The sequence below is a fragment of the Mycolicibacterium monacense genome, from assembly GCF_010731575.1.
In the GTDB taxonomy this organism is placed as follows: domain Bacteria; phylum Actinomycetota; class Actinomycetes; order Mycobacteriales; family Mycobacteriaceae; genus Mycobacterium; species Mycobacterium monacense.
Genome location: NZ_AP022617.1, coordinates 2964877 through 2988704 on the forward strand (window position 1 = coordinate 2964877; position 23828 = coordinate 2988704).

Genomic DNA, 23828 nt, shown 5'->3' on the forward strand with positions numbered 1-23828 from the left:
CACTGTACTCGCTCCAGGGTCGCTGACCTGCTCAGAACCTCCGCCGGTGCGCGTATTACGGCTGCTCGCCCGCGCAGCCGCCTGGACGTACCTTGGGTACTATCTGTCGCGACAGCCCGACCGACGAGACGAGATTCATGACACAGCGATACGACCTGGTCATCGCAGGTGGCGGCCCTTCGGGAGCGGCCGCGGCGTGGCAGGCCGCGCAGACCGGCGCCAAGGTGGTCGTCCTGGACAAGGCCGTGTTCCCGCGCGACAAGCCGTGCGGTGACGGCCTGACCGCCCGGGCGGTCAGCTACCTGCAGAAGATGGGCCTCGCCGACGAGGTCGCCACCTTCCACCGGGTCAACCGCGTGACGGTCTTCAGCCCCAGCCAGTGGGAGTTGTCCTTCCCCAAGCGCCCCGGGATGCCCGATCACGGCCACACCGTCAGCCGCACCCACCTGGACACCGTGCTGCTCAAGCACGCCGAATCCGCGGGCGCGGAGGTGCGTCAGGGCGCGGAGGTCGCCGGCCCCGAACTCGACGCCAACGGCCGGGTGATCGGCGTGACGCTCAAGGGGGGCGAGAAGGTCTACGGCGATGCGGTGATCGCCGCCGACGGTGCCTACTCCCCCATCAAGCGAGCACTGAAGATCGATTCGCAGTACAACGGCTACCAGGCGATCGCGATCCGCTCGGAGATGCACGCCAACCGGCCCGACTCCGACAGCCTCGACATCTATCTGAAGCTGCAGTTCCAGGGCGATCAGCTGCCCGGTTACGGCTGGGTGTTCCCGATGGGCGACGGAATCTTCAACATCGGCCTGGGCTACGTCAACAGCTACAAGAACTGGCAGTCGATCAACGCCACGCAGTTCCTCGGCGAGTTCCTGCGCACCCTGCCGCGGGACTGGGATCTCCCGCCGATCGAGGAACTGAAGAAGAACAAGAGCGTGCGGGCGTGGCGATTGCCGATGGGCTTCACCGCATGGCCGCCGTGGCGTCCGGGTGTGCTGTTCACCGGCGACTCTCTCGGTGCGGGTAAGCCGGCGTCGGGCGCGGGGATCTCCAAGGCGCTCGAGTCCGGGCTGGCCGCAGGCGAATGCGCGATCGCGGCGCTGACCAACGGCGGGCCGGACGACTTCACGAACTACGCGCAACGGATGGAAGCCGCGTGGGGCCGGGAGTACAAGCGCGGCCGCTATTTCCACAAGCTGGCCGGCATCCCCGCCGTCGCCAACACCGGTATCAAGTTGATCGACAACGCGTTCTTCCGTGACCGCATGCTCAAGGCGCTGTACAAGAAAGAGCAAGGGCCACAGCACAAGTACTGATTTCGTGCGTCGACTGCACGGTTGTTGCCGCCGCTTCTCGCGATTCGTGTACAACAACCGTGCAGTCGGCGGCGTCAGTGGTGATGATGGTGAGGCCGCCCACCGCCCTCGCGGCGGCGGCGCGCGTCCTCACCCTCGGCGATCAGGCGCATCTGCTCGTCGACCTCCCGGCCCGCGAGCAGAGGTTGGCTGGGATCCCAGGTGGTGCCGGCCGCGGCGTCCTTCCGGCGCCGCGCGATCGCCGAGATGACCTCCAGCACCACGCGGTTGCCGAGCAGTGCGGTGATGTCGGCATGGTCGTAGGGCGGGGCGACCTCGACGACGTCGACGCCGAGCACCGGAAGCTCGTAGCAGATCCGGCGGACCGCGTCGAGCAGTTGGCGCGCCGAGAAGCCGCCCGGCTCAGGGGTTCCGGTGCCGGGGGCATGCCCGGGATCGCAGACGTCGATGTCGACGGACAGGAACACGCCCTCACAGTCGTCGGTGGCGATCTCGAACGCCTCGGTCAGACAGGTCTCGAGGCCGCGTGCCACGATCTCGGTCATCTCGTAGGACCGCAGACCCTGGGCGGCCATCCACTGCAGCACCGGCTCGTCGGGCCAGTAGCCGCGCAACCCCAACTGCAGGAACCGGTCACCGCGCAGCGCCCCGGACTCGATCAACCTTCGCATCGGGGTGCCATGACCCACAAGGGAACCCGCGTGGATGTCGCCGGTGTCGGCGTGGGCGTCGAAGTGGATCATCGACACCTTGCCGAAACCGTGTTGGCGGGCCACCCCGGTATGGTCCGGCCAGGCGATCGTGTGATCGCCCCCGAGGATGATGGGAATCGCGCCCGCGGCGGAGATCGTGAACACCTCATCCTCGATCAACTGCACCGCCTGTTCGACGTTGCCGCTGTAGAGGGCGACGTCGCCGGCGTCGTACACCCGGAGATCCTTGAGTCCGTCGACCCGCAGCGCCAGGCTGGGCCGCGACCCGTCCTGGGGCAGGTAGCACGCCTGGCGCAGCGCCGATGGCCCGAACCGGGCACCTGAGCGGTAGGTCGTACCGCCGTCGAGGGGTGCACCGAGGATGACGATGTCGGCGTCGGCGTACGTCGACGCATCGGAGAGGTCGCATCGAGGGACGCCGAGGAAAGTGATGTCGGGTCCGAATGCACTGGCTGCCAATGGAATTCTGCTTTCGTTGAGTTTCTGGAATGGGCTCAGGTGTGCTCGCGCAGCGCGGCCAGCGCACGGAACGTGCGCCGGATGGTGGCGCGGATGCGCCGCTTGTCGACCGGACCGAGCGGCCGGTACAGGTTGTCGATCTCGAGTCCGGCCATCACCGCCATGACGGTTCGCGCGTCCAGTTCGGGCTGGCGGGAACCGAGTTCACGGAACAGTCGACTCAGTGCGGGCACCATCGCCGTGTACCACGCTTCGAACATCGGGCGCAGACGTTCGTCGCGGCTGGCCTCGGTGACCAGTTCGTACCGGGTGACGATCGCCCCCTGCGGTGAGGTGAAACCGTCGATGATCATGTCGGCCATCGCGTCGGCGAGTTGGTCCGCGGACATGGTCGGCTCCAACCGGTCGGCGGTGCGGACCACGCGTTCGATCTCGCGGTCGGAGAGCTGCTGGAACGCCTGGGCGACCAGGTCCGACTTGTCGTCGAAGTAATAGCTCAACGCCCCCAACGGAATTCCCGCCTGTGCGGCCACCACGCGCATCGACAGTCCGGCCAGCCCCACACGCGCCATGACCTCGATCGCGGCATCGATGATCTCCACCCGGCGTTGCGCCGCGCGGGCGGTGTTGCCGGCTTGCGTGGGCATCGGCGTCAGTCCCGGTAGGCCAGCGTCGAGAAGTCGGTGTCCCACATCCAGGCCGGCTGGCTGCTCCACCCCGAATAGCCCTTGCGTGCGGCGATCGTGTTGTGCAGGTCGGCGAGATTGATCCAGCACAGCGAATCCCGGTACTCCTTGGCTGCCTCGACGTAAAGCGCCCGCGACTTCGCCGGATCCGGTTCGGCACTGCCTGCGTCGAGCAGTGCGTCCGCCGCCGGCACCGAACAGCCCTGCAGGTTCACCGGCGCATCGGTGTACTGGTAGATCCGCGACCACGTATCGGGATGCGCCGCATCGGGATTGAACGAGGCGAGCAGCAGATCGGGGCGCTGACCGGGGTTCTCGCCGAGCGCGAAGAACTGCGCGAGCGGAAAGTCCCGCACCGTCGCCGTCAGGCCGGCCTGCTGCAGGATCACCTGCATCTGGTTCGCCAGGTTCTGCAGGCTGCTGTCCCCGGTGGGGTAACCGATCTCCACATCGCCGCCCGAGCGTCCCGTCTCGGCCAGCTTCGCCGGGTCGAAGTCGTGCGTGTCGGGGACCGCGCCGTCGGGCAGCATCCCGCTGGGATAGAACTGGGTCGACGGACTGCCCTGGTCGCCGAACACCGTTGTCGTGAGCGTGGTTTGGTCGAGCGCGGCGCTCAGGGCCGCCCTGGCCGCGGGAGGACCGAAGACCTCGGAGTCCGGATCGACCATCACCAGCGCCTTCACCAGCGCCGTCTCCTGCCGGACCTCGGTGTCGGGGCCTGCGCCCAACGCCTCGTAGTCGCCTTTGGACAGCCCGTGCAGGATCATGTCGAGCTGACCGTTCTCCAGTTGCATCCGCTGTACCGCGGTCGCCGCCACCACGGGCAGTTCGACGGTGGTGATCTGCGGCGCCTCGCCCCAGTAGTGCTCGTTGGCGGTGAGGGTGTAGCGGTTCGCCGGGATCGCGGCGGTGAGCTCGTACGGGCCGGTGCCTGCGGTGTGCGCGGCCAACCAGCCCGCGCCGCGGTCGTCACCGACGGCGTGTTCGGCGATCGCCGCCGGGCTCGTCATCAGTGGCCCGTAGGGCGAGGCCAGGTAGTCCAGGAAGGGGGCGACCGGTTTGGTGAGCGTCACGACGAACGTCTGCGGATCGGGCGTCTGCATGTCACGGACGTCGGCGAGCATGTAGGACGGCCCCGCGGCCATGTCGATCCGCCGCTGGAAACTGGCCTTGGCCGCGGCCGAGTCGAAGGGTGTGCCATCGGAGAACTTCACGCCGTCCCGCAGGGTGAACGTGTAGGTCAGACCGTCCTCGGAGACAGTCCATTCCGTCGCCAGCAGGCCCTCCACCTCCGTGCTCTCCGGCGCATACCGGAGCAGACCCTGATAGGCCGACGTCATGATCAGCAGACCCTCGGGCTGATAGAAGACGTCCGGGTCCAGGGGCGGCGGGTCCGACATCAGCGGGGTGCGGACCGACGACATCAACGCCGCGGTGTCCGTCGGGCTGTTGCTGGAACCGGAACAGCCCGTGGCGGCCAGCACCAGGGTGGTCACGGCCAGCGTCACAACGGCGGGCGTACATCTCATGCGCAGGGCTCCTGTCCTCGGTTCACCGATGAGTGTCGGCACAGTGCATTTCGTCCGCGTGACGCAGTGGTTACCACTTTGTACGAACGTCCAAGTTTTGGTCGGTTGACCTAGCAGGGACCCGCAACGCGCTCTAGTGTTCTGGCACAGCATGCGAAAGACGAAGGGAAACAACACAATGCCCACAGCAGTTCCGAACGCTTTCGATCTGACCGGTCAGGTGGCCCTGGTCACCGGGTCGAGCAGCGAGCTCGGGATCGGCTTCGCCTCGGCACGTCTACTCGGCCAGTTCGGGGCGTCGGTGATGGTCACCGGGACCACCGAGCGCGCCGCCGAACGCGCGCGGGAACTGCAGAGTGAGGGCATCGCGGCGCGTTCGCACGTCGCGGACCTGATGGATCCGGAGGCGGCCCGGGGACTGGTCGAGGCAACCGAGGCGGCGTTCGGCCGGCTCGACATCGTGGTCAACAACGCCGGGCTGGCGTCGGTGCACATCCCCGAGCGTCCGAATCCGTTGATGGTGATGTCCGACGAGGAATGGCGCCTGGCGCTGCGACGCAACGTGGACAGCGCGTTCTTCGTCACGCGGGCCGCGCTGCCCGGCATGGTGGAACGGGGCTACGGCCGCATCGTCAACGTGGCGTCGACGGCCGGGATCCTCACCGCCTACACCGGCGACGTCGGTTACCACACGGCCAAGGCCGCGATGCTGGGGATGACGCGGTCGGTGGCGGTGGACTATGCGCGCAACGGCGTGACGGCCAACGTGGTGGTCCCCGGCTGGATCGCCACCGCCGCGCAGCTCCCCTCCGAGGTGGTCGCCGGCAACGCCACGCCGATCGGCCGGTCGGCCACCGCGGCCGAGGTCGCCGCAGGCATCGCGTTCCTCGCGGCGCCGGGCGCCTCCTACGTCACGGGCACCACGTTGGCCATCGACGGCGCCAACTCGATCGCGGGGGCGACCGCCGCCGAGTGACACGGACGGCGCCTGGCGATCGGATCCCGCCCCACTCGACTGTGCGGTTTCATCCGCGCCACGCCGGGCCACGCGTATCGGAACGCACACTCGATGCCGGCGATAGCGTGGAAGCCATGTCCCGACCCGGCGCCGACGCCGCGGAACGCTTGGCGGCCCTCGGCGTGGTGCCGATGGCGCCCGGCTTGTCCGACGACGAAGTCGCCCGCATCGAATCGTCGTTCGCGTTCACGTTCGCCGACGATCACCGGGAGTTCCTCGCCGCATGTCTGCCGGTCGGCGAGGGGTGGCCGAACTGGCGCGAGGCCGGGCGCCGAACCCTCGAGACGCTTCTGCGGCTACCGGTGGACGGCATCCTGTTCGCCGTGGAGTGGAAGCAGTTCTGGGACGCCTCGTGGGGCAGGCGACCGGCCCGCATGAAGGATGCGTTGCGCAGCGCGGCTTACCAGTTGGCCCGCGTACCGCGCCTGGTGCCGGTGCACTCGAATTGCTATCTGCCCGCCGGCCACGATTCCTCCGGTCATCCGGTGCTGTCGATCTACCAGGCCGACATCCACGTGGTCGCCGCCGACCTGTTCGACTACGTCGACAGGCTCACCACGCCAGCCGCCGAGCCGTCAGCCGTGGCGACCGTCGACTTCTGGTCCGATCACGTGCGCTGAGCGTCAGCGTCGACCGCGTCCCGCCCGGCCCGGTTTGCGGGCGCCCTTACCCGCCGCGGCGCGGGCGGCCTGCTTCGCGAGGGTCTTCTCCCGTGCGGTGCGCTTGGGCGCCGGCTGAGCCTGTCCCCGCGACGAACCGGGTTTGCGGCCCCGCACGATCCCGATGAACTCCTCGAGCAGCGGCGACTGGGGCCCGTCCGGGAAGGCCAGCGCCACCGGGCAGGTGGGAGCGTCGGTGATCGGGCGGTACGTGAGGTCCTTGCGGTGATACAGCCGCGCCAACGACTGGGGAACGACGAGCGCGCCGACCCCGGCGGCGACGAGTTCCATTGCGTCCTCGGTGGTCTCGGGGCGGTGATCGACCAGGGTGCCGGGAGCCTCTGCCCAGGCGACCACATGGTCGAGCGGCATCAGCACCGGCTCGCCGGCGAGGTCCGCGGCGGTGATCGTGTCGCCGGCAGTGAGGACGTGGTCGACCGGTACGACGACCACCGTGGTCTCCTCGTAGAGCGGTATGACGGCCAGCCCGGACGTGTCGGCAGGCAGCCGCAGCAACGCCACGTCGACGGTGCCGGCCCGCACGGCGTCGGCGGCGTCTGCCGCGGCGACGGTGCACAACTGCAGCGGCACGTCGGGGTGGCGTTCCGCCCAGTTCCGGGCCCACTTCGCGGGCGTCCCACCCGGGACGTAACCGAGGGTGAGCGAGGGCGGGTTCACCGCCTCAGGCTACCGATAGGCTGATCCCATGAGCAGGCCCAACGCGCAGTCCATGAAGCCCGCCACGGCGGCCAAGAAGCTGGACGTGTACCTGCCCGCGACGCCGGCGGAGTTCCAGGAGAGCTCGATCACCCGCGCTGAACTCGCCGCCCTGCAGGAAGATCCGCCGCAGTGGCTCAAGGACCTCCGCAAGAACGGACCGCACCCGAAGAACCTCGTGGCAGCCAAGCTGGGCATCTCGATCGCGGGTCTCGCGCGGGGCGGCGTCGGGGATGCGCTCACGACCGAGCAGATCAATACGCTGCTCGAGGAGAAACCGGAGTGGCTGGTCGCCGAACGCGAAAGCTACCAGGAGGTGCTGCGCGAGCAGCGACGACTCAAGGCGCTGCGCGCGGACCAGGCACGCGAGGGCTGATTCTCCACCGCAGCGACGGACGGCTCATCGGCCGTGAAGGCGAACAGGAGTCGTCATGGACTGGCAGCACTTCGAGCCGTTCCTGGTGGCCCTGGCCATCGGGTTGCTGCTCGGACTGGAGCGGGAACGCAGTCACAATCTCACTCTGCCCGCCGGCTCACGCTCATTCGCGCTGCTGTCCCTGGCCGGCGCGGTAGCCGCCAGTATCGGCACGTCGGCCGTGGCGGCAGGCTCGATCGGTGTCGCGGTGCTGATGGCGCTCGCATACTTCCGCACCAGCACGGATGATGCCGGCACCACCACCGAGATCGCCGCCCTCGTCGCCTTTCTCCTCGGCGCGCTCGCCTACAACCGGCCGGCCGAGGCGGTCGCTCTCGCCGTGGTGGTCGTGGTGCTGCTGGTGTCGAAGTCCCGCATCCACCGCTTCGCCCGTGAGGTCGTCAGCGAGGTCGAACTCGAGGACGCGATCAAATTCTTCGTCGTGGCATTCGTGATTCTGCCTCTGCTGCCCGACCGGCCGATGGGGCCTTACGGCGTGCTCAACCCGTCGAAGATATGGCTGCTGGTGGTGTTGCTGACGGGTATCGGGTGGGTCGGCTACATCGGCGTTCGCGCGCTCGGCCCACAACGCGGGTTGCTCGTGACGGGTATGGCCGGTGGGTTCGTTTCGGCGAGTGCGACGACCGCGTCGATGGGCCGGCTCAGCAGGACCGAGACGGGGCTGCGCGCCCCACTGGCCAGTGCGCTCGTCGCCAGCCTGGCCACGTTCCTGCAGCTGCTCCTGGTGATCGGCGTGGTCGACATCGATGTGCTCCGCCGCCTGTGGCCTCCGGTGGTGATCGGCGCCCTGGTGCTGGTCGGCGTCGCCGCGTTCGTGTACCGGGGCGCGAACAGGACAGACCACATCACGGCGGACGACGACGAGGCCCCGGCGGAGCCCACAAGCCGACCGTTCGCACTGCGGCCCGCTCTGGTGCTGGCTACAGTGCTGACCCTGGCATTGCTCGTCAGCCGGTGGGCGGCCGACGTGCTGGGCCCCAACGGGCTCGTCCTCGCGGCGTTCGCCGCGGGGCTGGCCGATGCGCACGCCGGCGGGGTCGCGGCCGCCAGCCTGGCCGCCAAGGGCGACGTCACCGTCGATGCCGCCTTGATCGCTATCGCCGCCGCGCTGGGATCCAACCTCGTGGTCAAGGTTCTGCTGGCATTCACCGCGGGTGGTCGGCGGTTCGGCTTGGCTTTTCTCGCCGGAATGGCCGCTCCCACCGTGGCATTCGGCGTCGCGATCACCTTGGCCGTGACCGTGGGGTGACCGCGTCCTACAGCATGCAGGACACGCAACCCTCGACTTCGGTTCCCTCCAAGGCCATCTGGCGCAGCCGGATGTAGTACAGCGTCTTGATGCCCTTGCGCCAGGCGTAGATCTGCGCCTTGTTCACGTCGCGTGTGGTGGCGGTGTCCTTGAAGAACAGCGTCAGGCTCAACCCCTGGTCGACGTGCTGGGTCGCCGCGGCGTAGGTGTCGATGATCTTCTCGTACCCGATCTCGTACGCGTCCTGGTAGTACTCCAGGTTGTCGTTGGTCAGGTACGGCGCCGGGTAGTAGACGCGACCGATCTTGCCTTCCTTGCGGATCTCGATCTTGCTCGCCACCGGGTGGATCGAGCTGGTCGAGTGGTTGATGTAGGAGATCGACCCCGTCGGCGGTACGGCCTGCAGATTCTGGTTGTAGATGCCGTGCTGCTGCACCGACTCCTTCAACCGCCGCCAGTCGTCCTGGTTCGGGATGCGGATGCCCGCATCGGCGAACAGCTGACGGACCCGTTCGGTCTTGGGCTCCCAGGGCTGCTCGGTGTACTTGTCGAAGAACTCACCCGAGGCGTACTTCGAGCGCTCGAACCCCTTGAAGTGCGTACCGCGTTCGATCGCAATACGATTCGACGCCCGCAACGCGTGGTAGAGCACGGTGTAGAAGTAGATGTTGGTGAAGTCCACACCCTCGTCGGAGCCGTAGAAGATCCGCTCTCGGGCCAGGTACCCGTGCAGGTTCATCTGCCCGAGACCGATCGCGTGGGAGTCGTTGTTGCCCTGCTCGATCGACGGCACGGAGGTGATGTGCGTCTGATCGCTCACCGCGGTCAGCGCGCGGATCGCCACCTCGATGGTCTGCGCGAAGTCCGGCGAGTCCATCGCCTTGGCGATGTTCAGCGACCCCAGGTTGCACGAGATGTCCTTGCCGACCTTCGCATAGGACAGATCGTCGTTGAACTCCGACGGCGTGGAGACCTGCAGGATCTCCGAGCACAGGTTGGAGTGGGTGATCTTGCCCTCGATCGGGTTCGACCGGTTCACGGTGTCCTCGTACATGATGTACGGGTAACCCGACTCGAACTGCAGCTCGGCGAGGGTCTGGAAGAACTCGCGCGCCTTGATCTTCGTCTTGCGGATCCGGCTGTCGTCGACCATCTCGTAGTACTTCTCGGTCACCGAGATGTCGGCGAACGGCACGCCGTAGACCCGTTCGACGTCGTACGGCGAGAACAGGTACATGTCCTCGTTCTTCTTCGCCAGCTCGAAGGTGATGTCGGGGATCACCACACCGAGGCTCAGCGTCTTGATGCGGATCTTCTCGTCGGCGTTCTCACGCTTGGTGTCGAGGAACCGGTAGATGTCCGGGTGGTGCGCGTGCAGGTACACCGCACCGGCGCCCTGCCGCGCGCCCAGCTGGTTGGCATAGGAGAACGAGTCCTCGAGCAGCTTCATGATCGGGATCACGCCCGAGGACTGGTTCTCGATGTTCTTGATCGGGGCGCCGTGTTCACGGATGTTGCTGAGCAGCAACGCAACTCCGCCGCCGCGCTTCGACAGCTGCAGCGCCGAGTTGATGGAGCGGCCGATGGACTCCATGTTGTCCTCGATGCGAAGCAGGAAGCAGCTGACCGGTTCACCGCGCTGCTTCTTGCCGGAGTTGAGGAACGTCGGGGTGGCCGGCTGGAAACGCCCGTCGATGATCTCGTCGACGAGCTTCTCTGCCAGTGTGGTGTCACCGGCGGCCAGCGTCAGCGCCACCATCACGACGCGGTCCTCGAAGCGTTCGAGGTAACGCTTCCCGTCGAACGTCTTGAGCGTGTAGGAGGTGTAGTACTTGAACGCCCCGAGGAAGGTCGGGAAGCGGAACTTCTTGGCGTACGCGCGGTCGAGCAGCGTCTTGACGAAGTTGCGCGAGTACTGGTCGAGCACCTCGCGCTCGTAGTAATCCTTCTGGATCAGGTAGTCGAGTTTCTCGTCCTGATTGTGGAAGAAGACCGTGTTCTGGTTGACGTGCTGCAGGAAGTACTCGCGAGCGGCGAGGACGTCCTTGTCGAACTGAATCTTTCCGTCTTTGTCGTACAGATTCAGCATCGCGTTCAACGCGTGGTAGTCGGTCTCCCCGGGAAGCGCGTGCGCGCCGGTGGTTACAGGCTCTGCAGCTGTGACGGTGGGTGGCACGTCTGTTCCTTCCAGAAGTTTTCAAGGCCGGCGCGGACCGCGAGGACGTCGTCGGTCGTCCCCATCAGTTCGAAGCGATACAGATACGGGACGCCGCATTTGCGGGACACCACGTCACCCGCGTAGCCGAATTCGGCGCCGAAGTTGGTGTTGCCCGCGGCGATGACGCCGCGGATCAACGACCGGTTGTGCTCGTTGTTGAGGAATGCGATGACCTGTTTGGGGACGTATCCCCCGGCATCGGGGTCGGGCCCGTTGGCGTGGCCGCCGCCGTAGGTGGGCAGCACGAGCACGTAGGGCTCGCGAACAAAGTCGGGGTCCTGGATACGTCCGAGAATCGGGATCCGGGTGGCGGGCAGCTCCAGCTTCTCGACGAAGCGGTGGGTGTTCTCCGAGACGCTGGAGAAGTACACGATGTTGCCCATTGACTCGAACCTCCGCAGTACCGCGTACCCGGTCAGGCGGTGGCGGCCACCGCGCCGGAGAGGGCCTTGATCCGGTCCGGACGGAAGCCCGACCAGTGGTCGTTGCCGGCCACCACCACGGGAGCCTGCAGGTAACCCAGCGCCATCACGTAGTCGCGCGCCTCGCTGTCGAGCGAGATGTCCACGACCTCGTAGTCGATGCCCTGCTTGTCCAGCGCCTTGTAGGTGGCGTTGCACTGCACGCATGCGGGCTTGGTGTACACGGTGATCAAGGGCTGCGACATCGGCGGTACGGCTCCTTACGCGAACGGCGGTGGTGAATTCAAATCGGACTGGCAACTGCATCGGTACTTCGTGCCGCTGTGATGTTCAGCGGTCCGCGGGCTCCGGAAATTCCTGGTCGGCGGGGTGCGTCTCCGGCGGACCGGATAGCCGACTGCACTGGATCCTGCGCTCCGGCGGGCCTCCGAACCGTGGTGGCCTGTCGGTGTGCAAGACACTACACCTAGTGGCCGACATCGCGGACAGATACAAGATGTTCTGAACAACATTCATGGAATTCCCAGGTCGTAAGCTCCGGTGGACCATTCCGTCCGGCGTGTCGCCACGCCGGACGGAGGGTGTGTCGCTATATATGGACAGGTCTACCACCGGGCACCGACAGCCGGCCCGGGGCCGAAGCCGTGCGGAGGCGCTCAGCAAACGCCGCGCGGGCGCTGAGCTGGCCCGTCATCCGCCCAGCAGCGGACTCACCCGACGGTGGCGCCCACGGAGGCGACGAGCTTCCCGATCACGTCACCCAGCGCCACGACGAGCTCGGCGTTCTCGCGGGGGTGCGCACCCTCGAGCGATGCGCTCGGCACCGACAACTCGAGATCGTCGATCACCCGCGCACCCGCGATGCCGAAGGACTTGCGCGACTCATCGTGGGCCCACTTGCCGCCGTAGCGGCCGAGCGCCGCACCCACCACCGCGAGCGGCTTGTCCTTGAGCGCGCCGTCGCCCCAGGGTCGCGACAGCCAGTCGATCGCGTTCTTGAGCACCGCGGGAATGCTGCCGTTGTACTCCGGGGTGATCACCAACGCCGCATCGGCCGCGCCGGCCGCGGCGCGAAGTGCGCGCACCGGCTCCGGTACCAGGTTCTCGTCGATGTTGTTGTCGAGATCCTCGTTGTAGAAGGGCAGCTCTCCGAGGCGATCGAAGAGGCGCAGCGTCACACCCTCGGGGGCGGAGTCGACCGCCACCTCGGCCAGCTGGCGATTGACCGACGCCTTTCGCAGGCTGCCGAGCAGGACCAGGACGTTCACATCCGACATGTCAGTTTCCTTTCGCGCACCATTGACGTTCTCCGACTCGCTGACAGTAACCGGACTACGGTCCGATTAATTCCGGCTGGACTACAGTCGTTGTCGTGAGCGCCCCCGACCGGTTCGCCCCGCTCCCGGTGACCGATGAGCCGCAGGAGCGTGGGGACGCCGCGCGCAACCGGCTGCTGCTGCTCGAGGCGGCGCGCCGGTTGATCGCCGAACGGGGTGCCGGCGCGGTGAGCACCGATGACATCGCGGCCGCCGCGGGCGTCGGCAAGGGCACGCTGTTCCGGCGCTTCGGGAGCCGGGCCGGTCTGATGGTGGTACTGCTCGACGAGGACGAGAAGGCCCAGCAGCAGGCCTTCCTCTTCGGGCCGCCGCCACTCGGTCCCGGCGCCCCTCCGCTGGAGCGGTTGCTGGCCTACGGGCGGGCCCGGCACACGTTCGTCCACGACCATTACGCCCTGCTCTCGGATGCCGGGCGCGATCCGCAGACCCGCTTCACCGGGCCGTTCCGACTGCATCACGCCCACATCCGGATGCTGCTGCAGTCGGCGGGCACCACCGGGGACCTCGATGCGCAGACCGCCGCCCTGACCGCACTCCTCGACGCCGACTACATCGAGCACCGTCTCGCCGACGGCGCCACGCTCGACGAGGTGGCCGACGCGTGGGAGGTCGTGGCCGTCAAGCTGTGTGGGCGGTGAGGCGTGCCGCGCTGGATCCTGCACGTCGACCTCGACCAGTTCCTCGCCTCGGTCGAGCTGCGCCGACACCCGGAACTGGCGGGGCTGCCGGTGATCGTCGGTGGCAGCGGTGACCCGACCGAACCGCGCAAGGTGGTCACCTGCGCCTCCTACCGCGCGCGCGAATTCGGGGTGCATGCCGGGATGCCCCTGCGCGTGGCGGCGCGGCGATGCCCGGATGCGACGTTCCTGCCGTCGGACACCGCGGCCTACGACGAGGCCTCCGAACAGGTGATGGGGTTGTTGCGCGATCTGGGTCACCCGGTCGAGGTGTGGGGCTGGGACGAGGCCTACCTCGGCGCCGATGTCGAGGATCCGTTCGCACTGGCCGAGCGCATCCGCGAAGTGGTCGCCGGTACCGGTCTGTCGTGCTCGGTGGGCATCAGCGACAACAAGCAGCGCGCCAAGGTCGCCACCGGCTTCGGCAAGCCCGCCGGGGTGTTCATGCTCACCGACGCCAACTGGATGGCCGTGATGGGCGACCGTCCGGTCGACGCGCTCTGGGGGGTCGGGCCCAAGACGGCGAAGAAGCTCACCGCCCTCGGCATCACCACGGTGGCCGATCTCGCCGCCACCGATGCCGCGGTGCTGACATCGACGTTCGGACCGACGACCGGTCTGTGGATCCTGTTGCTGGCCAAGGGCGGTGGCGACGACACGGTCAGCGCAGCGCCGTGGGTGCCGCGCTCACGCAGCCATGTGGTCACCTTCCCGCACGATCTCACCGACCGCGCGGAGATGACCGCGGCGGTGACGCGCCTGGCCGAGCAGACGTTGACCGAGGTCGTCGAGGCCGGCCGCGTGGTCACCCGCGTGGCGGTGACCGTACGCACGAGCACCTTCTACACCCGCACGAAGATCCGTAAGCTGAGCGCCCCGACCACCGAGGCCGGCGTCGTCACCGCCACCGCCCTCGACGTGCTCGCGCTGTTCGACCTCGACCGGCCGATCCGGCTCCTCGGGGTGCGTTTGGAGTTGGCGATGCCGGAAGCCCCCAAGCCCCCGGAACCCCTTGTCGCCGCGGACCAATAGCCTCGCCTCATGCTCCAGACTGTGGCGATCCGCGGTTACCGCTCACTGCGCGATGTGGTGCTCCCGCTGCGCCGGCTGAGCGTGGTCACGGGAGCCAACGGCAGCGGCAAGTCCTCGTTGTACCGCGCGCTGGGCCTGCTGGCCGACTGCGGCCGCGGTGAGGTGATCGGGTCGCTGGCCCGGGAGGGCGGGCTGGAGTCGGTGCTGTGGGCCGGCCCGGAACAGGTCGCCGGCGCCCGGCGCACGGGCACCACGGAAGGCACCGTCCGCACCCGGCCCGTCTCTCTCGAACTCGGTTACGCCGCAGACGATGTCGGCTATCTCGTGGATCTCGGCCTGCCCCAGCACGCCGGTCCGGGCTCGCTGTTCGCACGCGACCCGCAGATCAAGCGCGAAGCGGTGTTCGCCGGGCCGGTGCTGCGCCCCGCCGCCACCCTGGTGCGTCGCGGCGGTCAGTACGCCGAGGCCAGCGCCGAATCGGGCCGCGGCTTCGACGAACTGACCCGGTCGCTGCCGTCCTACCGCAGCGTGCTCGCCGAATACACCGGCGCGGTACCCGAACTCACGTCCGTGCACGACCGGTTGCGCAACTGGCGGTTCTACGACGGATTCCGGGTGGACGCGACGGCCCCCGCGCGCCACCCGCAGGTGGGCACACGCACGCCGGTGCTCTCCGCCGACGGCAGCGACCTGGCGGCCGCCGTGCAGACGATCATCGAGGCGGGGTTCGACGATCTGCCCCGCGCGGTCTCCGACGCATTCGACGGTGCGACGCTCGACGTCGCCGTCCACGACGGGCTCTTCGATCTGCGGTTACGCCAGCGCGGGATGTTGCGCCCCCTGCGGTGCGCCGAATTATCCGACGGGACATTGCGTTTCCTGCTGTGGACGGCCGCGCTGCTCAGTCCGGAACCGCCGTCGCTGATGGTGCTCAACGAACCGGAGACCTCGCTGCATCCGGACCTCGTACGCCCGTTGGCCGGGCTTGCCACCGCGGCCGCGGCGCGCACGCAGGTCGTCGTCGTCACCCACTCCCCCGCGATGATCGACCTGCTGGGCGCGGTGCCGCTCGACGAGGACGGCGATGCGGTCCGGCTCGCGCTGTACAAGGAGTTCGGCGAGACCCGCGTCGCCGGCCAGGGTCTGCTGAGCACGCCGCCGTGGGACTGGGGTAAGCGCTGAGCGAGCCCTACCGGCGGGCGGGTCGCAGGGCGCGGGAGAACAACACGTTGACCTGGCGCATCGCCACGCTGTAGGGCCACCACATGGTGCGCTTGAACAGGTACAGCGCCCTGATGTCCGGTGAGGTGTAGACCAGGTATCGGTTGCGGCGGACCCCGGTCAGGATGCGTTCGGCGACTTTCTCCGGGGGTACGGCGTGGCCGGCGAACCGGTCGGTCCACTTCTGCACGTTCGGGTCCTCGCGGTCGACCCCGGCGATCTGAACCGTATGCACCAGAGAGGTTTTCACCGCTCCGGGCACCACCACCGACACCCCGATACGGTGGCGCGCCAGGTCGAAGCGCAGCACCTCGGACAGCCCGCGCAGACCGTACTTGCTCGCGCTGTAGGCGGCATGCCAGGGCAGTGCGACCACCCCGGCCGCCGAGGACACGTTGACCAGGTGGCCGCCCCGGCGCGCCGCGATCATCGGCGGTACGAAGGCCTCGATGACGTGGATCGGCCCCATCAGGTTCACGTCGACCATCGACTTCCAGTGCTGGTGGGTGAGCCGGTCGACGGTGCCCCACGCGGAGATGCCGGCGATGTTCATCACCACGTCCATTGCGGGGTGGGCGCGGTGGATGTCGGCGGCGAACTGCACGACGGCGTCGTGGTCGGAGATGTCGAACGCCCGGTACATGGCGACCTTGCCGCCGAGCGCACGAGCGTCGGCCACGGTCGTCTCGAGCCCGTCGACGTCGCGGTCGGTGAGGAACAGTTCGGCGCCGTCGCGAGCCAGTCGCAGCGCCGTCGCACGCCCGATACCGCTGGCCGCGCCGGTGAGAAGACAACGCTTACCGGTGAATCCGCTGCCCTGCGTCATGGCGGTGACCCTACCTGCCGCCCCCGCCGCTCAGGTGTGGCGCAGGTCCGAGCCACCCCACAGCGCGTACAGCCACAGGCGCTCGACCACCTCGACCGCCCGCGCCGGGTCGGCGCCGCGGCCGACGAAACCGCTGTCGTGCGAGAGCGTCAGCGCCGTCGTGGCGGTCAACGTCCTGACCAACGCGGGCAGGTCGTCGGAGATCGGTCGGGCGCCGTCGTCCTGGCGCACCAGCCCGACGATCTTGTCGATCACGGTGTCCTCGAAGTCGTTCATGATCTCGCGGATCTGCGCATCGGTGTTCCGCGCCAGCGTGGTGGCCCGCATGATCGGGTTGTTGCTGGCGAACACCGCCGCGGCGTAGCCGACCATCCGCCGCGCGAAGGTGGCGGGTGATTCTTCGGCGTCGCGCGGTGCGAAGTCGTGGGTGAGCTTGTCGAGTTCGGCCATCGCATCGGCGACGATCACCGCGAGCACGGCGTACTTGGAGTCGAAATAGAAATAGAACCCCGACCGCGCCACACCGGCCCGCTCGCTGATGGTGCTGACGGACAGGTCGGCGAACGGTTGCTCCTGGAGCAGCTCACGAACCGCGGCGACGATCGCGTCGCGTTGCCGGTCGCCGCGGCTGCGACGGATCTCAGGCGTGGCGGATTCGGCGGTCATGACACTCAACCTTGGCACCGCGGCACGCCAGAACAAAACTTGACATGCGTCAAGACGGCCGGTCAGGATGTGGGGGAGGTGACGTCCACCACAGCGTTGTGACTACCAGGAGCGTTCAGATGGCGACCATCAGCACCCCGGAGTATCTGCTCGACCAGGCCAAGCGACGGTTCACCCCGACGCTGAACACCATCCCCGGGATGGGCATCGTCGAGAAGCGCCTGCGCGACAAGCTGCAGAACCAGGAGTGGAAGCAGTTCGTGCTGGCCGAACCGCCCGCCGGCAGCGGGCTCAAGCCGGTGATGGGTGATTCCGGGCTCCCGGTGCTGGGCCACATGATCGAGACCTTCCGCGGGGGTCCGGACTACCTGCTGCAGGTGTACAAGACCTACGGCCCGCTGCACTACGCCTACTCCCCCGCGCTGCCAGCGGTGGTGGCGCTCGGACCCGACGCCACCCAGGCCGTCTTCTCCAACAAGAACAAGGACTTCTCGCAGCGGGGCTGGCACCCGGTCATCGGTCCGTTCTTCAACCGCGGCCTGATGATGCTCGACTTCGACGAGCACATGTACCACCGCCGCATCATGCAGGAGGCGTTCACCCGCACCCGCCTGGCCGGCTACGTCGAGCACATCGACCGAGTCGCCTCGCAGGTCATCGCGAACGACTGGGTCGAGAACGATGCGCGGTTCCTGTTCTACCCGGCCGTCAAGGAACTCACCCTCGACATCGCCTCGGTGGTGTTCATGGGCCACGAGCCGGGCACCGACAAGGAGCTCGTCACCAAGGTCAACGACGCGTTCACGATGACGACCCGCGCCGGCGGCGCGATCATCCGCACCGGCCTGCCGCCGTTCAAGTGGTGGCGCGGCCTGCAGGCCCGCAAGGTCCTCGACAACTACTTCGAGCAGCGGGTCAAGGAGAAGCGGGGCTCCGAGGGAACCGACATGCTGACGGTGCTGTGCCACACCGCGGACGAGGACGGCAACACGTTCTCCGATCAGGACATCGTCAACCACATGATCTTCCTGATGATGGCGGCCCACGACACCTCGACGTCGACGCTGACGACGATGGCCTATCACCTCTCACGCAACCCCGAGTGGCAGGAGCGCTGCCGCGAGGAGTCCGAACGCCTGGGCGACGGTCCGCTCGACATCGAGGCGCTCGAGAAGCTGGAGACCCTCGACCTGGTGATCAACGAATCGCTCCGCCTGGTGACGCCGCTGCCGTTCAACGTGCGTCAGACGGTCCGCGACACCGAACTGCTGGGTCACTACATCCCGGCGAACACGGACGTGGTGCTCTGGCCGTCGGTGAACCATCACCTGCCGGAACTGTGGACAGATCCCGAGAAGTTCGACCCGGCCCGCTTCACCGAACCGCGTAACGAACACAAACAGCACCGGTACGCGTTCGCGCCGTTCGGCGGCGGCGCCCACAAGTGCATCGGCATGGTGTTCGGTCAGTTGGAGATCAAAACCGTGATGCATCGGCTGCTGCGCCGCTACCGGTTGGAACCGCCGCGTCCCGGCTACGTCTCGAAACTGGACTACGCGGGCATGCCGGTGCCGATGGACGGTATGCCGATCGTGTTGCGCCCGCTGCGCTGACGCCCCGCGTCAGGCGGCGAGCAGCCGGTTGGCGCAGGCGACGACGGCCCGCAGGGCGGACTGGGTGGCGTCCTGCGACCAGCCCATCGCCCACTCGGTATGCGTGCCGTCGGAGCCGCGGATGAACGTCGCGGTGTGCGAGCCGGCGGGAATCTGGTGGAAGGCGACCGTCTCGACGGCGATGCCCTGGTCGTGCAGCATCGCGGTCAGCGCCGCGACCGGGCCGGATGCGGCCGCCGTCGCGGTGCTGATCCGGTCGCCGAACGCCAGGGTCGCCTGGTAGTTGCGGGCCTGCGGGCCCAGCCGGCCGGCCGGCCGTTCGGTGTCGGTGCACATCCACTGGCCGAGCCGCAGCGGGCCCGTCGTGGGTGCGTATTCGTCGAGGAACTGGTCCCAGGTCATGTCGTCGGCCTCCTTACGCAGACCGCGGGGCAGCCGCGTGATCCAGGCATACGGCGCGGTCTCGCTGGCGGTGGGCGTCAGGGCGGGTGATGGCGATTCGATAATCGACGTGGTGCTCATGTGCCGGTCTTCTCGTGATGGAGGTGACCGACGGTGTAGCAACGACCCACAGCGAGGGGTCGGTCCGGATCAGACCCCGCTGCGGGTTGCTACTACGAGTCGCCTTGGCACGTGGGCGATGCTAGACCTCCGCCAGGCCGCCGTGCAAACAGTTTCTCTCGCCGATCGGCCACCGGCGGGGCGGCACTAAGGTCGTCGCAATGGGTTGGCCCGAGTTCGGTCTGTTGCTGGCCGCAGGCGTCCTGGGCGGCCTCACCGGCAGCATCGCGGGGTTGGCGTCGGTGGCCACCTACCCCGCACTGTTGCTCGCCGGTCTGCCGCCGGTGGCGGCCAACGTCACGAACACGGTGTCGCTGGTGTTCAACGGCATCGGATCGGTGCTGGGTTCGCAGCCCGAACTGCGGGGTCAGGGCGGGTGGCTGCGGCGCATCGTGCCGGCCGCCGCGCTCGGCGGGGTGGCGGGTGCGGCGCTGCTGCTGTCGACACCGGCCGAAGGGTTCGAGAAGGTCGTCCCGATCCTGCTGGGCGGGTCCGCGGTGCTGATCCTGCTGCCCCGCCGGTCGGCTCCGGCGCACCCGGGGCATCGTCCGCACGCCGGCCTGTGGGCATCGGCTGCGATCTTGGCCATCTGCATCTATGGCGGTTACTTCGGCGCGGCGGCCGGAGTGCTGCTGCTGGCGCTGCTGCTGACCACGGGGACCGACACCCTCGCACACGCGAACGCGGGCAAGAACGTCGTCCTCGGGGTCGCCAACGCGACCGCGGCCCTGGTCTTCGCGGTGTTCGCGCCGGTGCACTGGGTGGCGGTGATCCCCCTGGGCGCGGGCTGCCTGATGGGGTCCAGGCTGGGCCCGGTGGTGGTGCGCCGGGCGCCGGCCGGCCCGATGCGCATTGTCATCGGCCTCGCGGGCGTCGGCCTGGCGGTCAAACTCGGTGTCGACGCCTACCGCTGAGACCGTCACATGAAGGGATCGTCGCCCTTGGCGACGCGCATCCCCAGGTCGATCAAGTTGGTCGCGGAGGTGTGCAGTCGTTCGCCGGCCTCCCTGGTCGCGCGGCCGGCCAGATACCGCGACCACGTTCCCTCGATCACCACGGCGAGTTTGAAGCACGCCATCGCCAGATACCAGGGCAGCGCGTCGGTGCGCCGTCCGCCCGCGGAGACGTAGGCGTCGAGCAGGTCACGGCGGCTCGCCAGCCCGCCGAGGGCGGCGAGTTCCGACCCGGCGTCGATCGGGTTCGGATCGTGCGGCCAGCAGATCAGCATCCACCCGAGGTCCAGCAGCGGGTCGCCGACGGTGCACATCTCCCAGTCGATGAACGCCGCGAGTTCGGGCGTCTCCCGGCGCAGCAGCACGTTGTTCAGGTGGGCGTCGCCGTGCATGATGCCCGGTTCGCCGTCGGCGGGCCGATTCGCCTCCAGCCACTCGGCCAGATCTCTGACGGCGGGCAACGAATCCGGCGAGTAGTGCTCATGGCGGTAGCTCTCGAGCAGCCGCAGGAACTGCGGGACCTGACGGGCCAGAAAAGAACCCGGCCGTTTGATCGCGGCGAGTTCACTGCCTTCCCACGGCACGTTGCCGAGCTGGGCCAGGCTGGCGGCGTAGGACAACCCCACCCGGTGGCGCATGTCCGGATCGCGCCGATAGGCCTCGGCCACCTCGTTACCGGGATTGAATCCGTCGACCTCCTCCATGAGGTAGAACACCACGCCGAGCACGTCGAGGTCCTCGCAACCCGCGATGAAACCCGGGTGCGGCACGGGGTTTCCGGCCAACGTCCGCAGCACGGCGATCTCGCGCTGCATCGTCTTGTCACTGGTCGGCCGCGGATGGACCGGCGGACGGCGAAGCACCATCGGCCGCCCGTCGAGGTGCAACCGCACCACGACGTTCTGGCTGCCGCCGGCCAGCGGGGTCACGTCGGTGACCGTCGTGCCGAGGCCTTCCCGGCGGGCCCACTGCGTCAGGGCGGTCACATCGGCGTCGGTCAGGGTGGGTAGTTGCTGCGCGGCGTCGGGCATGCCGTCATGGTCTCAGGCCTTGCGCGCGGTCAGCAGCAGATACTCCCACTCCATGTGCGACGAGCCGTCCATCAGCTCGTCGCCCAGCTGCGCGATGTCGTTGTCCAGCTGGGCGGCCCGGTCCGCGTCGTCGCCGAGGTTGCGGTACGCCGCGATGGTCGGGCCGTAGACGGCCTTGAAGTAGTCGCGGAACTGGGCGCCGTCGGCGAAGTGCGTCACCGGCAGGGTGCGGCGCTCGGCGACGACGTCGGTGACCCGGTCGCCGAAGAGCTCCCGCACGTGCTCTTCGCGCCCCCACAGCGGCGGCGGCGAGGCACCCGGCGGCGGGGGCGGCATGTAGGGCTTCATGGTGGCGAACAACCGGCCGATGTGCCCCTCGGGGGTCCAGTTGAGCAACCCGATCGTCCCACCCGGCCGGCACACCCGCAGCAGCTCGTCGGCGGCGCGTTGATGGTAGGGCGCGAACATCACCCCGATGCAGGACATGACCACGTCGAAGTCGTTGTCGGCGAACGGGAGAGCGTGTGCGTCGGCTTCCCGCCAATCGAGTTGCACCCCGGTCTGCGCGGCGAGCGCGCGACCGGCCTCCAGTAGTTCGGGGGTCAGGTCGCTGGCCGTCACCGCGGCGCCCTTCTGGGCGGCCGGGATGGCGGCGTTGCCGGTGCCCGACGCGACGTCGAGCACCCGGTCCCCGGCGCCGATGCCTGCAGCCTCGACCAGCACCGGCCCCAGCGGCGCGACCAGTTCGGCCGCCAGTCTGGGGTAGTCGCCGGAGGCCCAGATGGAACGGTGTCTGGCGGCCAGTTGCCGGTCGTCGACCGTGGCGGTGTCACTGCTCATGGCTGCGTCTCCTTAGTTCGGGTGCCCACAATCGTCACGCCCCGTCCGCGGCGATTCCAGTTCCATATCTGTACTGGCGGCGCGTTGTGCGCGACGATGGCTGTGCGGTCGTCGAGGAGGTGTGCCGATGTCGGGTTACGGCCAGTTCTGCCCCGTGGCCAAGGCCATGGAAGTGCTCGACGAACGCTGGACGCTGCTGGTGGTCCGCGAATTGTTGCTCGGTAGTACACATTTCAACGAACTGCGCCGCGGTGTGCCGAAGATGTCACCGGCGCTGCTGTCGAAGCGGCTCAAGTCGCTGATCCGGGCCGGTGTCGTCGAGCGCAGCGAAATCGACGGTCGCACAACATATTCTCTCACTCCCTGCGGCAAGGAACTGACCGCGGTGGTGGACGCGCTGGGCGCCTGGGGGGTGCGCTGGATCGGCGAACTGGGCGAATCTGACCTCGACCCGCACCTGCTGATGTGGGACATGCGCAGGTCGATCCCGTTGGCCGAATGGCCGGACGTCCGCACCACGCTGGCATTCCGCCTCGACGGGGTGGAGGCGCGCGCGTCGCGCTGGTGGCTGGTGGTCGCCGACGGGCGGGCGGACGTCTGCGATTTCGACCCCGGCTACGAGGTGACGGCGACGGTGTCGGCAGGCCTGCGGACGCTGACCGCGATCTGGCGCGGCGACATCAGTTGGCAGCGTGCTCTGCTCGACGGTGGCGTGTCGGTGTCGGGCCCGGCAGAGGTCCGCCGCGCGGTGCCGGGCTGGATCGGTCAGGGTTCGCTGGCGGCGGTACCCCGCGTTCGCGATTTCGGCGTGGTCGGTCGCGCCTGACGCGACCGACCACGCCGAAATCACCTACTTGGGGGCGAACCGCTGCCCGGCGTCGAGCCGGATGCACTGCCCGTTGAGCATCGCGTTCTCGACGATCGCGACGGCCAGCTTGGCGTACTCCTCTGGGCGGCCGAGCCGCTTGGGGAAGGCGGCGTCCTTGGTCAGCTGGGCGGCGAACTCGTCGGGGATGCCCTCGGTCAGACCGGTGGCGAAGAGGCTGGGGGCGATGGCGAGCACCCGGATCCCCAGGCTGCCCAGATCCCGCGCCATCGTCAGGCACATGCCGGCGATGGCGGCCTTGGAGGCGGTGTAGGCGACCTGCCCGATCTGGCCCTCGAACGCGGCGATCGACGAAGTGTTGATGATGACCCCGCGCTCGTCGTCCTCGGGCTCGTTCTTGCTCATGTGCTCGGCGGCGAGCCTGCTGATGTTGAAGGTGCCGACGGTGTTGAGGTCCTGCACCTGACGGAAGACGTCCAGGTCGTGCGGCCCGTTCTTGGACAGCGTCCGCATGGCCGAACCACCGCCGGCGGTGGTCACGGCGATGTGCAGGCCGCCGAGCGCCTCGACCGCCTGGGCCAGCACCTGCTCGGTGCCGGCGAAGTCCATGACGTCGACCGGGTAGAACGTCGCGCCGAGCTCGTCGGCCACCTCCTGGCCCTTGGACTGCGGCCGGTCGAGCACCGCGACACTCGCGCCGCGTTTGGTCAGCGCCTCGGCGGTGGCACGGCCGAAGCCGGATGCACCTCCGACGACGACGGCCTTCTTGCCCTCGATCTCCATCTAGCTCCCTTTCCACATTGAGGTCGGACTGTAAAGG

At 68.2% G+C, this 23828-nt stretch carries 25 protein-coding genes; 11 read left to right on the top strand and 14 right to left on the bottom strand.

Annotated features, from left to right (window positions below):
* Window positions 1–137: 137 nt before the first annotated feature.
* On the top strand, window positions 138–1319 hold the full coding sequence (locus tag G6N49_RS14235; protein ID WP_011855260.1) for an NAD(P)/FAD-dependent oxidoreductase: 1182 nt from the start codon (window positions 138–140) through the stop codon (window positions 1317–1319).
* A 74-nt stretch (window positions 1320–1393) separates the two neighbouring features.
* On the opposite strand, the gene speB is transcribed toward G6N49_RS14235, so the two are convergent.
* Genes speB through G6N49_RS14250 form a run of 3 tightly spaced genes read right to left on the bottom strand, consistent with a single transcriptional unit; the run spans window position 1394 to window position 4706 of the window.
* Window positions 1394–2491, bottom strand: coding sequence for an agmatinase (speB, locus tag G6N49_RS14240; protein ID WP_011855259.1), 1098 nt, complete (start codon window positions 2489–2491; stop codon window positions 1394–1396).
* Between the two features lie 35 nt (window positions 2492–2526).
* Window positions 2527–3138 (bottom strand): TetR/AcrR family transcriptional regulator, encoded by a 612-nt coding sequence (locus tag G6N49_RS14245; RefSeq protein ID WP_011559224.1) that lies wholly within the window; start codon window positions 3136–3138, stop codon window positions 2527–2529.
* 5 nt (window positions 3139–3143) lie between these two features.
* Window positions 3144–4706 carry an ABC transporter substrate-binding protein gene (locus G6N49_RS14250; RefSeq protein ID WP_011559223.1) on the bottom strand — a complete coding sequence of 521 codons (1563 nt, stop codon included), beginning with the start codon at window positions 4704–4706 and terminating at the stop codon, window positions 3144–3146.
* 178 nt (window positions 4707–4884) lie between these two features.
* Here G6N49_RS14250 and G6N49_RS14255 point away from each other — a divergent pair, with 178 nt between their 5' ends.
* On the top strand, window positions 4885–5682 hold the full coding sequence (locus tag G6N49_RS14255; protein WP_011855258.1) for an SDR family NAD(P)-dependent oxidoreductase: 798 nt from the start codon (window positions 4885–4887) through the stop codon (window positions 5680–5682).
* A 116-nt stretch (window positions 5683–5798) separates the two neighbouring features.
* Window positions 5799–6344 (top strand): hypothetical protein, encoded by a 546-nt coding sequence (locus tag G6N49_RS14260; protein WP_041925018.1) that lies wholly within the window; start codon window positions 5799–5801, stop codon window positions 6342–6344.
* A gap of 3 nt (window positions 6345–6347) precedes the next feature.
* Here G6N49_RS14260 and G6N49_RS14265 read toward each other — a convergent pair whose 3' ends face one another.
* On the bottom strand, window positions 6348–7061 hold the full coding sequence (locus G6N49_RS14265) for a LysR substrate-binding domain-containing protein (RefSeq protein ID WP_011855256.1): 714 nt from the start codon (window positions 7059–7061) through the stop codon (window positions 6348–6350).
* A 28-nt stretch (window positions 7062–7089) separates the two neighbouring features.
* Here G6N49_RS14265 and G6N49_RS14270 point away from each other — a divergent pair, with 28 nt between their 5' ends.
* Both G6N49_RS14270 and G6N49_RS14275 read left to right on the top strand, forming a co-directional pair.
* Window positions 7090–7476, top strand: coding sequence for a DUF5997 family protein (locus tag G6N49_RS14270; RefSeq protein ID WP_064875545.1), 387 nt, complete (start codon window positions 7090–7092; stop codon window positions 7474–7476).
* 55 nt (window positions 7477–7531) lie between these two features.
* A complete protein-coding gene (locus G6N49_RS14275; RefSeq protein WP_011855254.1) occupies window positions 7532–8785 on the top strand; it encodes an MgtC/SapB family protein in 1254 nt (417 codons plus the stop codon).
* 7 nt (window positions 8786–8792) lie between these two features.
* On the opposite strand, the gene nrdE is transcribed toward G6N49_RS14275, so the two are convergent.
* The 4 genes from nrdE to G6N49_RS14295 form a co-directional block, all read right to left on the bottom strand.
* Window positions 8793–10961, bottom strand: a complete 2169-nt coding sequence (gene nrdE / locus G6N49_RS14280) for a class 1b ribonucleoside-diphosphate reductase subunit alpha (protein WP_082947857.1) — start codon at window positions 10959–10961, stop codon at window positions 8793–8795.
* Window positions 10928–11386: a class Ib ribonucleoside-diphosphate reductase assembly flavoprotein NrdI gene (gene nrdI / locus G6N49_RS14285; protein WP_011559216.1), complete on the bottom strand. Its 459-nt coding sequence runs from the start codon at window positions 11384–11386 to the stop codon at window positions 10928–10930. The genes nrdE and nrdI overlap by 34 nt, the downstream gene beginning before the upstream one ends.
* Window positions 11387–11418: 32 nt before the next feature.
* Entirely contained in the window at window positions 11419–11670 is a 252-nt protein-coding gene (locus tag G6N49_RS14290) for a redoxin NrdH (RefSeq protein WP_011559215.1), read from the bottom strand.
* Window positions 11671–12135: 465 nt separating this feature from the next.
* The gene (locus G6N49_RS14295; protein ID WP_011559214.1) at window positions 12136–12702 is read right to left on the bottom strand and encodes an NAD(P)H-dependent oxidoreductase; all 567 of its coding nucleotides are present in this window, start codon (window positions 12700–12702) and stop codon (window positions 12136–12138) included.
* Between the two features lie 95 nt (window positions 12703–12797).
* Here G6N49_RS14295 and G6N49_RS14300 point away from each other — a divergent pair, with 95 nt between their 5' ends.
* From G6N49_RS14300 to G6N49_RS14310, 3 genes are read left to right on the top strand one after another with little or no spacing between them, the layout of a single operon-like run.
* Window positions 12798–13400 (top strand): TetR/AcrR family transcriptional regulator, encoded by a 603-nt coding sequence (locus G6N49_RS14300; RefSeq protein ID WP_011559213.1) that lies wholly within the window; start codon window positions 12798–12800, stop codon window positions 13398–13400.
* A 3-nt stretch (window positions 13401–13403) separates the two neighbouring features.
* Window positions 13404–14471 (top strand): DNA polymerase IV, encoded by a 1068-nt coding sequence (locus G6N49_RS14305; protein WP_011559212.1) that lies wholly within the window; start codon window positions 13404–13406, stop codon window positions 14469–14471.
* Between the two features lie 9 nt (window positions 14472–14480).
* The gene (locus tag G6N49_RS14310; protein WP_011855253.1) at window positions 14481–15653 is read left to right on the top strand and encodes an AAA family ATPase; all 1173 of its coding nucleotides are present in this window, start codon (window positions 14481–14483) and stop codon (window positions 15651–15653) included.
* Window positions 15654–15660: 7 nt separating this feature from the next.
* On the opposite strand, the gene G6N49_RS14315 is transcribed toward G6N49_RS14310, so the two are convergent.
* On the bottom strand, window positions 15661–16518 hold the full coding sequence (locus tag G6N49_RS14315; protein WP_083045449.1) for an SDR family oxidoreductase: 858 nt from the start codon (window positions 16516–16518) through the stop codon (window positions 15661–15663).
* A 30-nt stretch (window positions 16519–16548) separates the two neighbouring features.
* The gene (locus G6N49_RS14320; RefSeq protein ID WP_083045450.1) at window positions 16549–17184 is read right to left on the bottom strand and encodes a TetR/AcrR family transcriptional regulator; all 636 of its coding nucleotides are present in this window, start codon (window positions 17182–17184) and stop codon (window positions 16549–16551) included.
* Between the two features lie 119 nt (window positions 17185–17303).
* Here G6N49_RS14320 and G6N49_RS14325 point away from each other — a divergent pair, with 119 nt between their 5' ends.
* Window positions 17304–18797, top strand: a complete 1494-nt coding sequence (locus tag G6N49_RS14325) for a cytochrome P450 (protein WP_011559208.1) — start codon at window positions 17304–17306, stop codon at window positions 18795–18797.
* 9 nt (window positions 18798–18806) lie between these two features.
* Here G6N49_RS14325 and G6N49_RS14330 read toward each other — a convergent pair whose 3' ends face one another.
* On the bottom strand, window positions 18807–19319 hold the full coding sequence (locus tag G6N49_RS14330) for a 2-isopropylmalate synthase (RefSeq protein ID WP_083045451.1): 513 nt from the start codon (window positions 19317–19319) through the stop codon (window positions 18807–18809).
* Between the two features lie 200 nt (window positions 19320–19519).
* Between G6N49_RS14330 and G6N49_RS14335 the strand changes: the two genes are divergently transcribed.
* Window positions 19520–20272 (top strand): sulfite exporter TauE/SafE family protein, encoded by a 753-nt coding sequence (locus G6N49_RS14335; RefSeq protein ID WP_083045452.1) that lies wholly within the window; start codon window positions 19520–19522, stop codon window positions 20270–20272.
* A gap of 5 nt (window positions 20273–20277) precedes the next feature.
* Here the strand turns inward: G6N49_RS14335 and G6N49_RS14340 are convergent, their stop codons facing one another.
* Together G6N49_RS14340 and G6N49_RS14345 are read right to left on the bottom strand one after the other, a co-directional pair.
* The gene (locus tag G6N49_RS14340) at window positions 20278–21342 is read right to left on the bottom strand and encodes a phosphotransferase family protein (RefSeq protein ID WP_083045453.1); all 1065 of its coding nucleotides are present in this window, start codon (window positions 21340–21342) and stop codon (window positions 20278–20280) included.
* A 12-nt stretch (window positions 21343–21354) separates the two neighbouring features.
* Window positions 21355–22182, bottom strand: a complete 828-nt coding sequence (locus G6N49_RS14345; protein ID WP_083045454.1) for a class I SAM-dependent methyltransferase — start codon at window positions 22180–22182, stop codon at window positions 21355–21357.
* A 127-nt stretch (window positions 22183–22309) separates the two neighbouring features.
* On the opposite strand from G6N49_RS14345, the gene G6N49_RS14350 reads away from it, so the two are divergent.
* Window positions 22310–23008 carry a winged helix-turn-helix transcriptional regulator gene (locus tag G6N49_RS14350; RefSeq protein WP_163647414.1) on the top strand — a complete coding sequence of 233 codons (699 nt, stop codon included), beginning with the start codon at window positions 22310–22312 and terminating at the stop codon, window positions 23006–23008.
* A 24-nt stretch (window positions 23009–23032) separates the two neighbouring features.
* Here G6N49_RS14350 and G6N49_RS14355 read toward each other — a convergent pair whose 3' ends face one another.
* Window positions 23033–23791, bottom strand: a complete 759-nt coding sequence (locus tag G6N49_RS14355; protein WP_011559202.1) for an SDR family NAD(P)-dependent oxidoreductase — start codon at window positions 23789–23791, stop codon at window positions 23033–23035.
* Window positions 23792–23828 lie beyond the last annotated feature (37 nt).

Bases quoted from the DNA above. Each gene is read 5' to 3' on its own strand.
- G6N49_RS14325 (WP_011559208.1), top strand. From the start codon at position 17,304: ATGGCGACCATCAGCACCCCGGAGTATCTGCTCGACCAGGCCAAGCGA.
- G6N49_RS14310 (WP_011855253.1), top strand. From the start codon at position 14,481: ATGCTCCAGACTGTGGCGATCCGCGGTTACCGCTCACTGCGCGATGTG.
- G6N49_RS14330 (WP_083045451.1), bottom strand. From the start codon at position 19,319: ATGAGCACCACGTCGATTATCGAATCGCCATCACCCGCCCTGACGCCC.
- G6N49_RS14340 (WP_083045453.1), bottom strand. From the start codon at position 21,342: ATGCCCGACGCCGCGCAGCAACTACCCACCCTGACCGACGCCGATGTG.
- G6N49_RS14290 (WP_011559215.1), bottom strand. From the start codon at position 11,670: ATGTCGCAGCCCTTGATCACCGTGTACACCAAGCCCGCATGCGTGCAG.
- G6N49_RS14260 (WP_041925018.1), top strand. From the start codon at position 5,799: ATGTCCCGACCCGGCGCCGACGCCGCGGAACGCTTGGCGGCCCTCGGC.
- G6N49_RS14250 (WP_011559223.1), bottom strand. From the start codon at position 4,706: ATGAGATGTACGCCCGCCGTTGTGACGCTGGCCGTGACCACCCTGGTG.
- G6N49_RS14320 (WP_083045450.1), bottom strand. From the start codon at position 17,184: ATGACCGCCGAATCCGCCACGCCTGAGATCCGTCGCAGCCGCGGCGAC.
- G6N49_RS14235 (WP_011855260.1), top strand. From the start codon at position 138: ATGACACAGCGATACGACCTGGTCATCGCAGGTGGCGGCCCTTCGGGA.
- G6N49_RS14315 (WP_083045449.1), bottom strand. From the start codon at position 16,518: ATGACGCAGGGCAGCGGATTCACCGGTAAGCGTTGTCTTCTCACCGGC.
- G6N49_RS14295 (WP_011559214.1), bottom strand. From the start codon at position 12,702: ATGTCGGATGTGAACGTCCTGGTCCTGCTCGGCAGCCTGCGAAAGGCG.
- G6N49_RS14255 (WP_011855258.1), top strand. From the start codon at position 4,885: ATGCCCACAGCAGTTCCGAACGCTTTCGATCTGACCGGTCAGGTGGCC.
- G6N49_RS14350 (WP_163647414.1), top strand. From the start codon at position 22,310: ATGTCGGGTTACGGCCAGTTCTGCCCCGTGGCCAAGGCCATGGAAGTG.
- G6N49_RS14245 (WP_011559224.1), bottom strand. From the start codon at position 3,138: ATGCCCACGCAAGCCGGCAACACCGCCCGCGCGGCGCAACGCCGGGTG.
- G6N49_RS14335 (WP_083045452.1), top strand. From the start codon at position 19,520: ATGGGTTGGCCCGAGTTCGGTCTGTTGCTGGCCGCAGGCGTCCTGGGC.
- G6N49_RS14345 (WP_083045454.1), bottom strand. From the start codon at position 22,182: ATGAGCAGTGACACCGCCACGGTCGACGACCGGCAACTGGCCGCCAGA.
- G6N49_RS14275 (WP_011855254.1), top strand. From the start codon at position 7,532: ATGGACTGGCAGCACTTCGAGCCGTTCCTGGTGGCCCTGGCCATCGGG.
- nrdI (WP_011559216.1), bottom strand. From the start codon at position 11,386: ATGGGCAACATCGTGTACTTCTCCAGCGTCTCGGAGAACACCCACCGC.
- G6N49_RS14270 (WP_064875545.1), top strand. From the start codon at position 7,090: ATGAGCAGGCCCAACGCGCAGTCCATGAAGCCCGCCACGGCGGCCAAG.
- G6N49_RS14355 (WP_011559202.1), bottom strand. From the start codon at position 23,791: ATGGAGATCGAGGGCAAGAAGGCCGTCGTCGTCGGAGGTGCATCCGGC.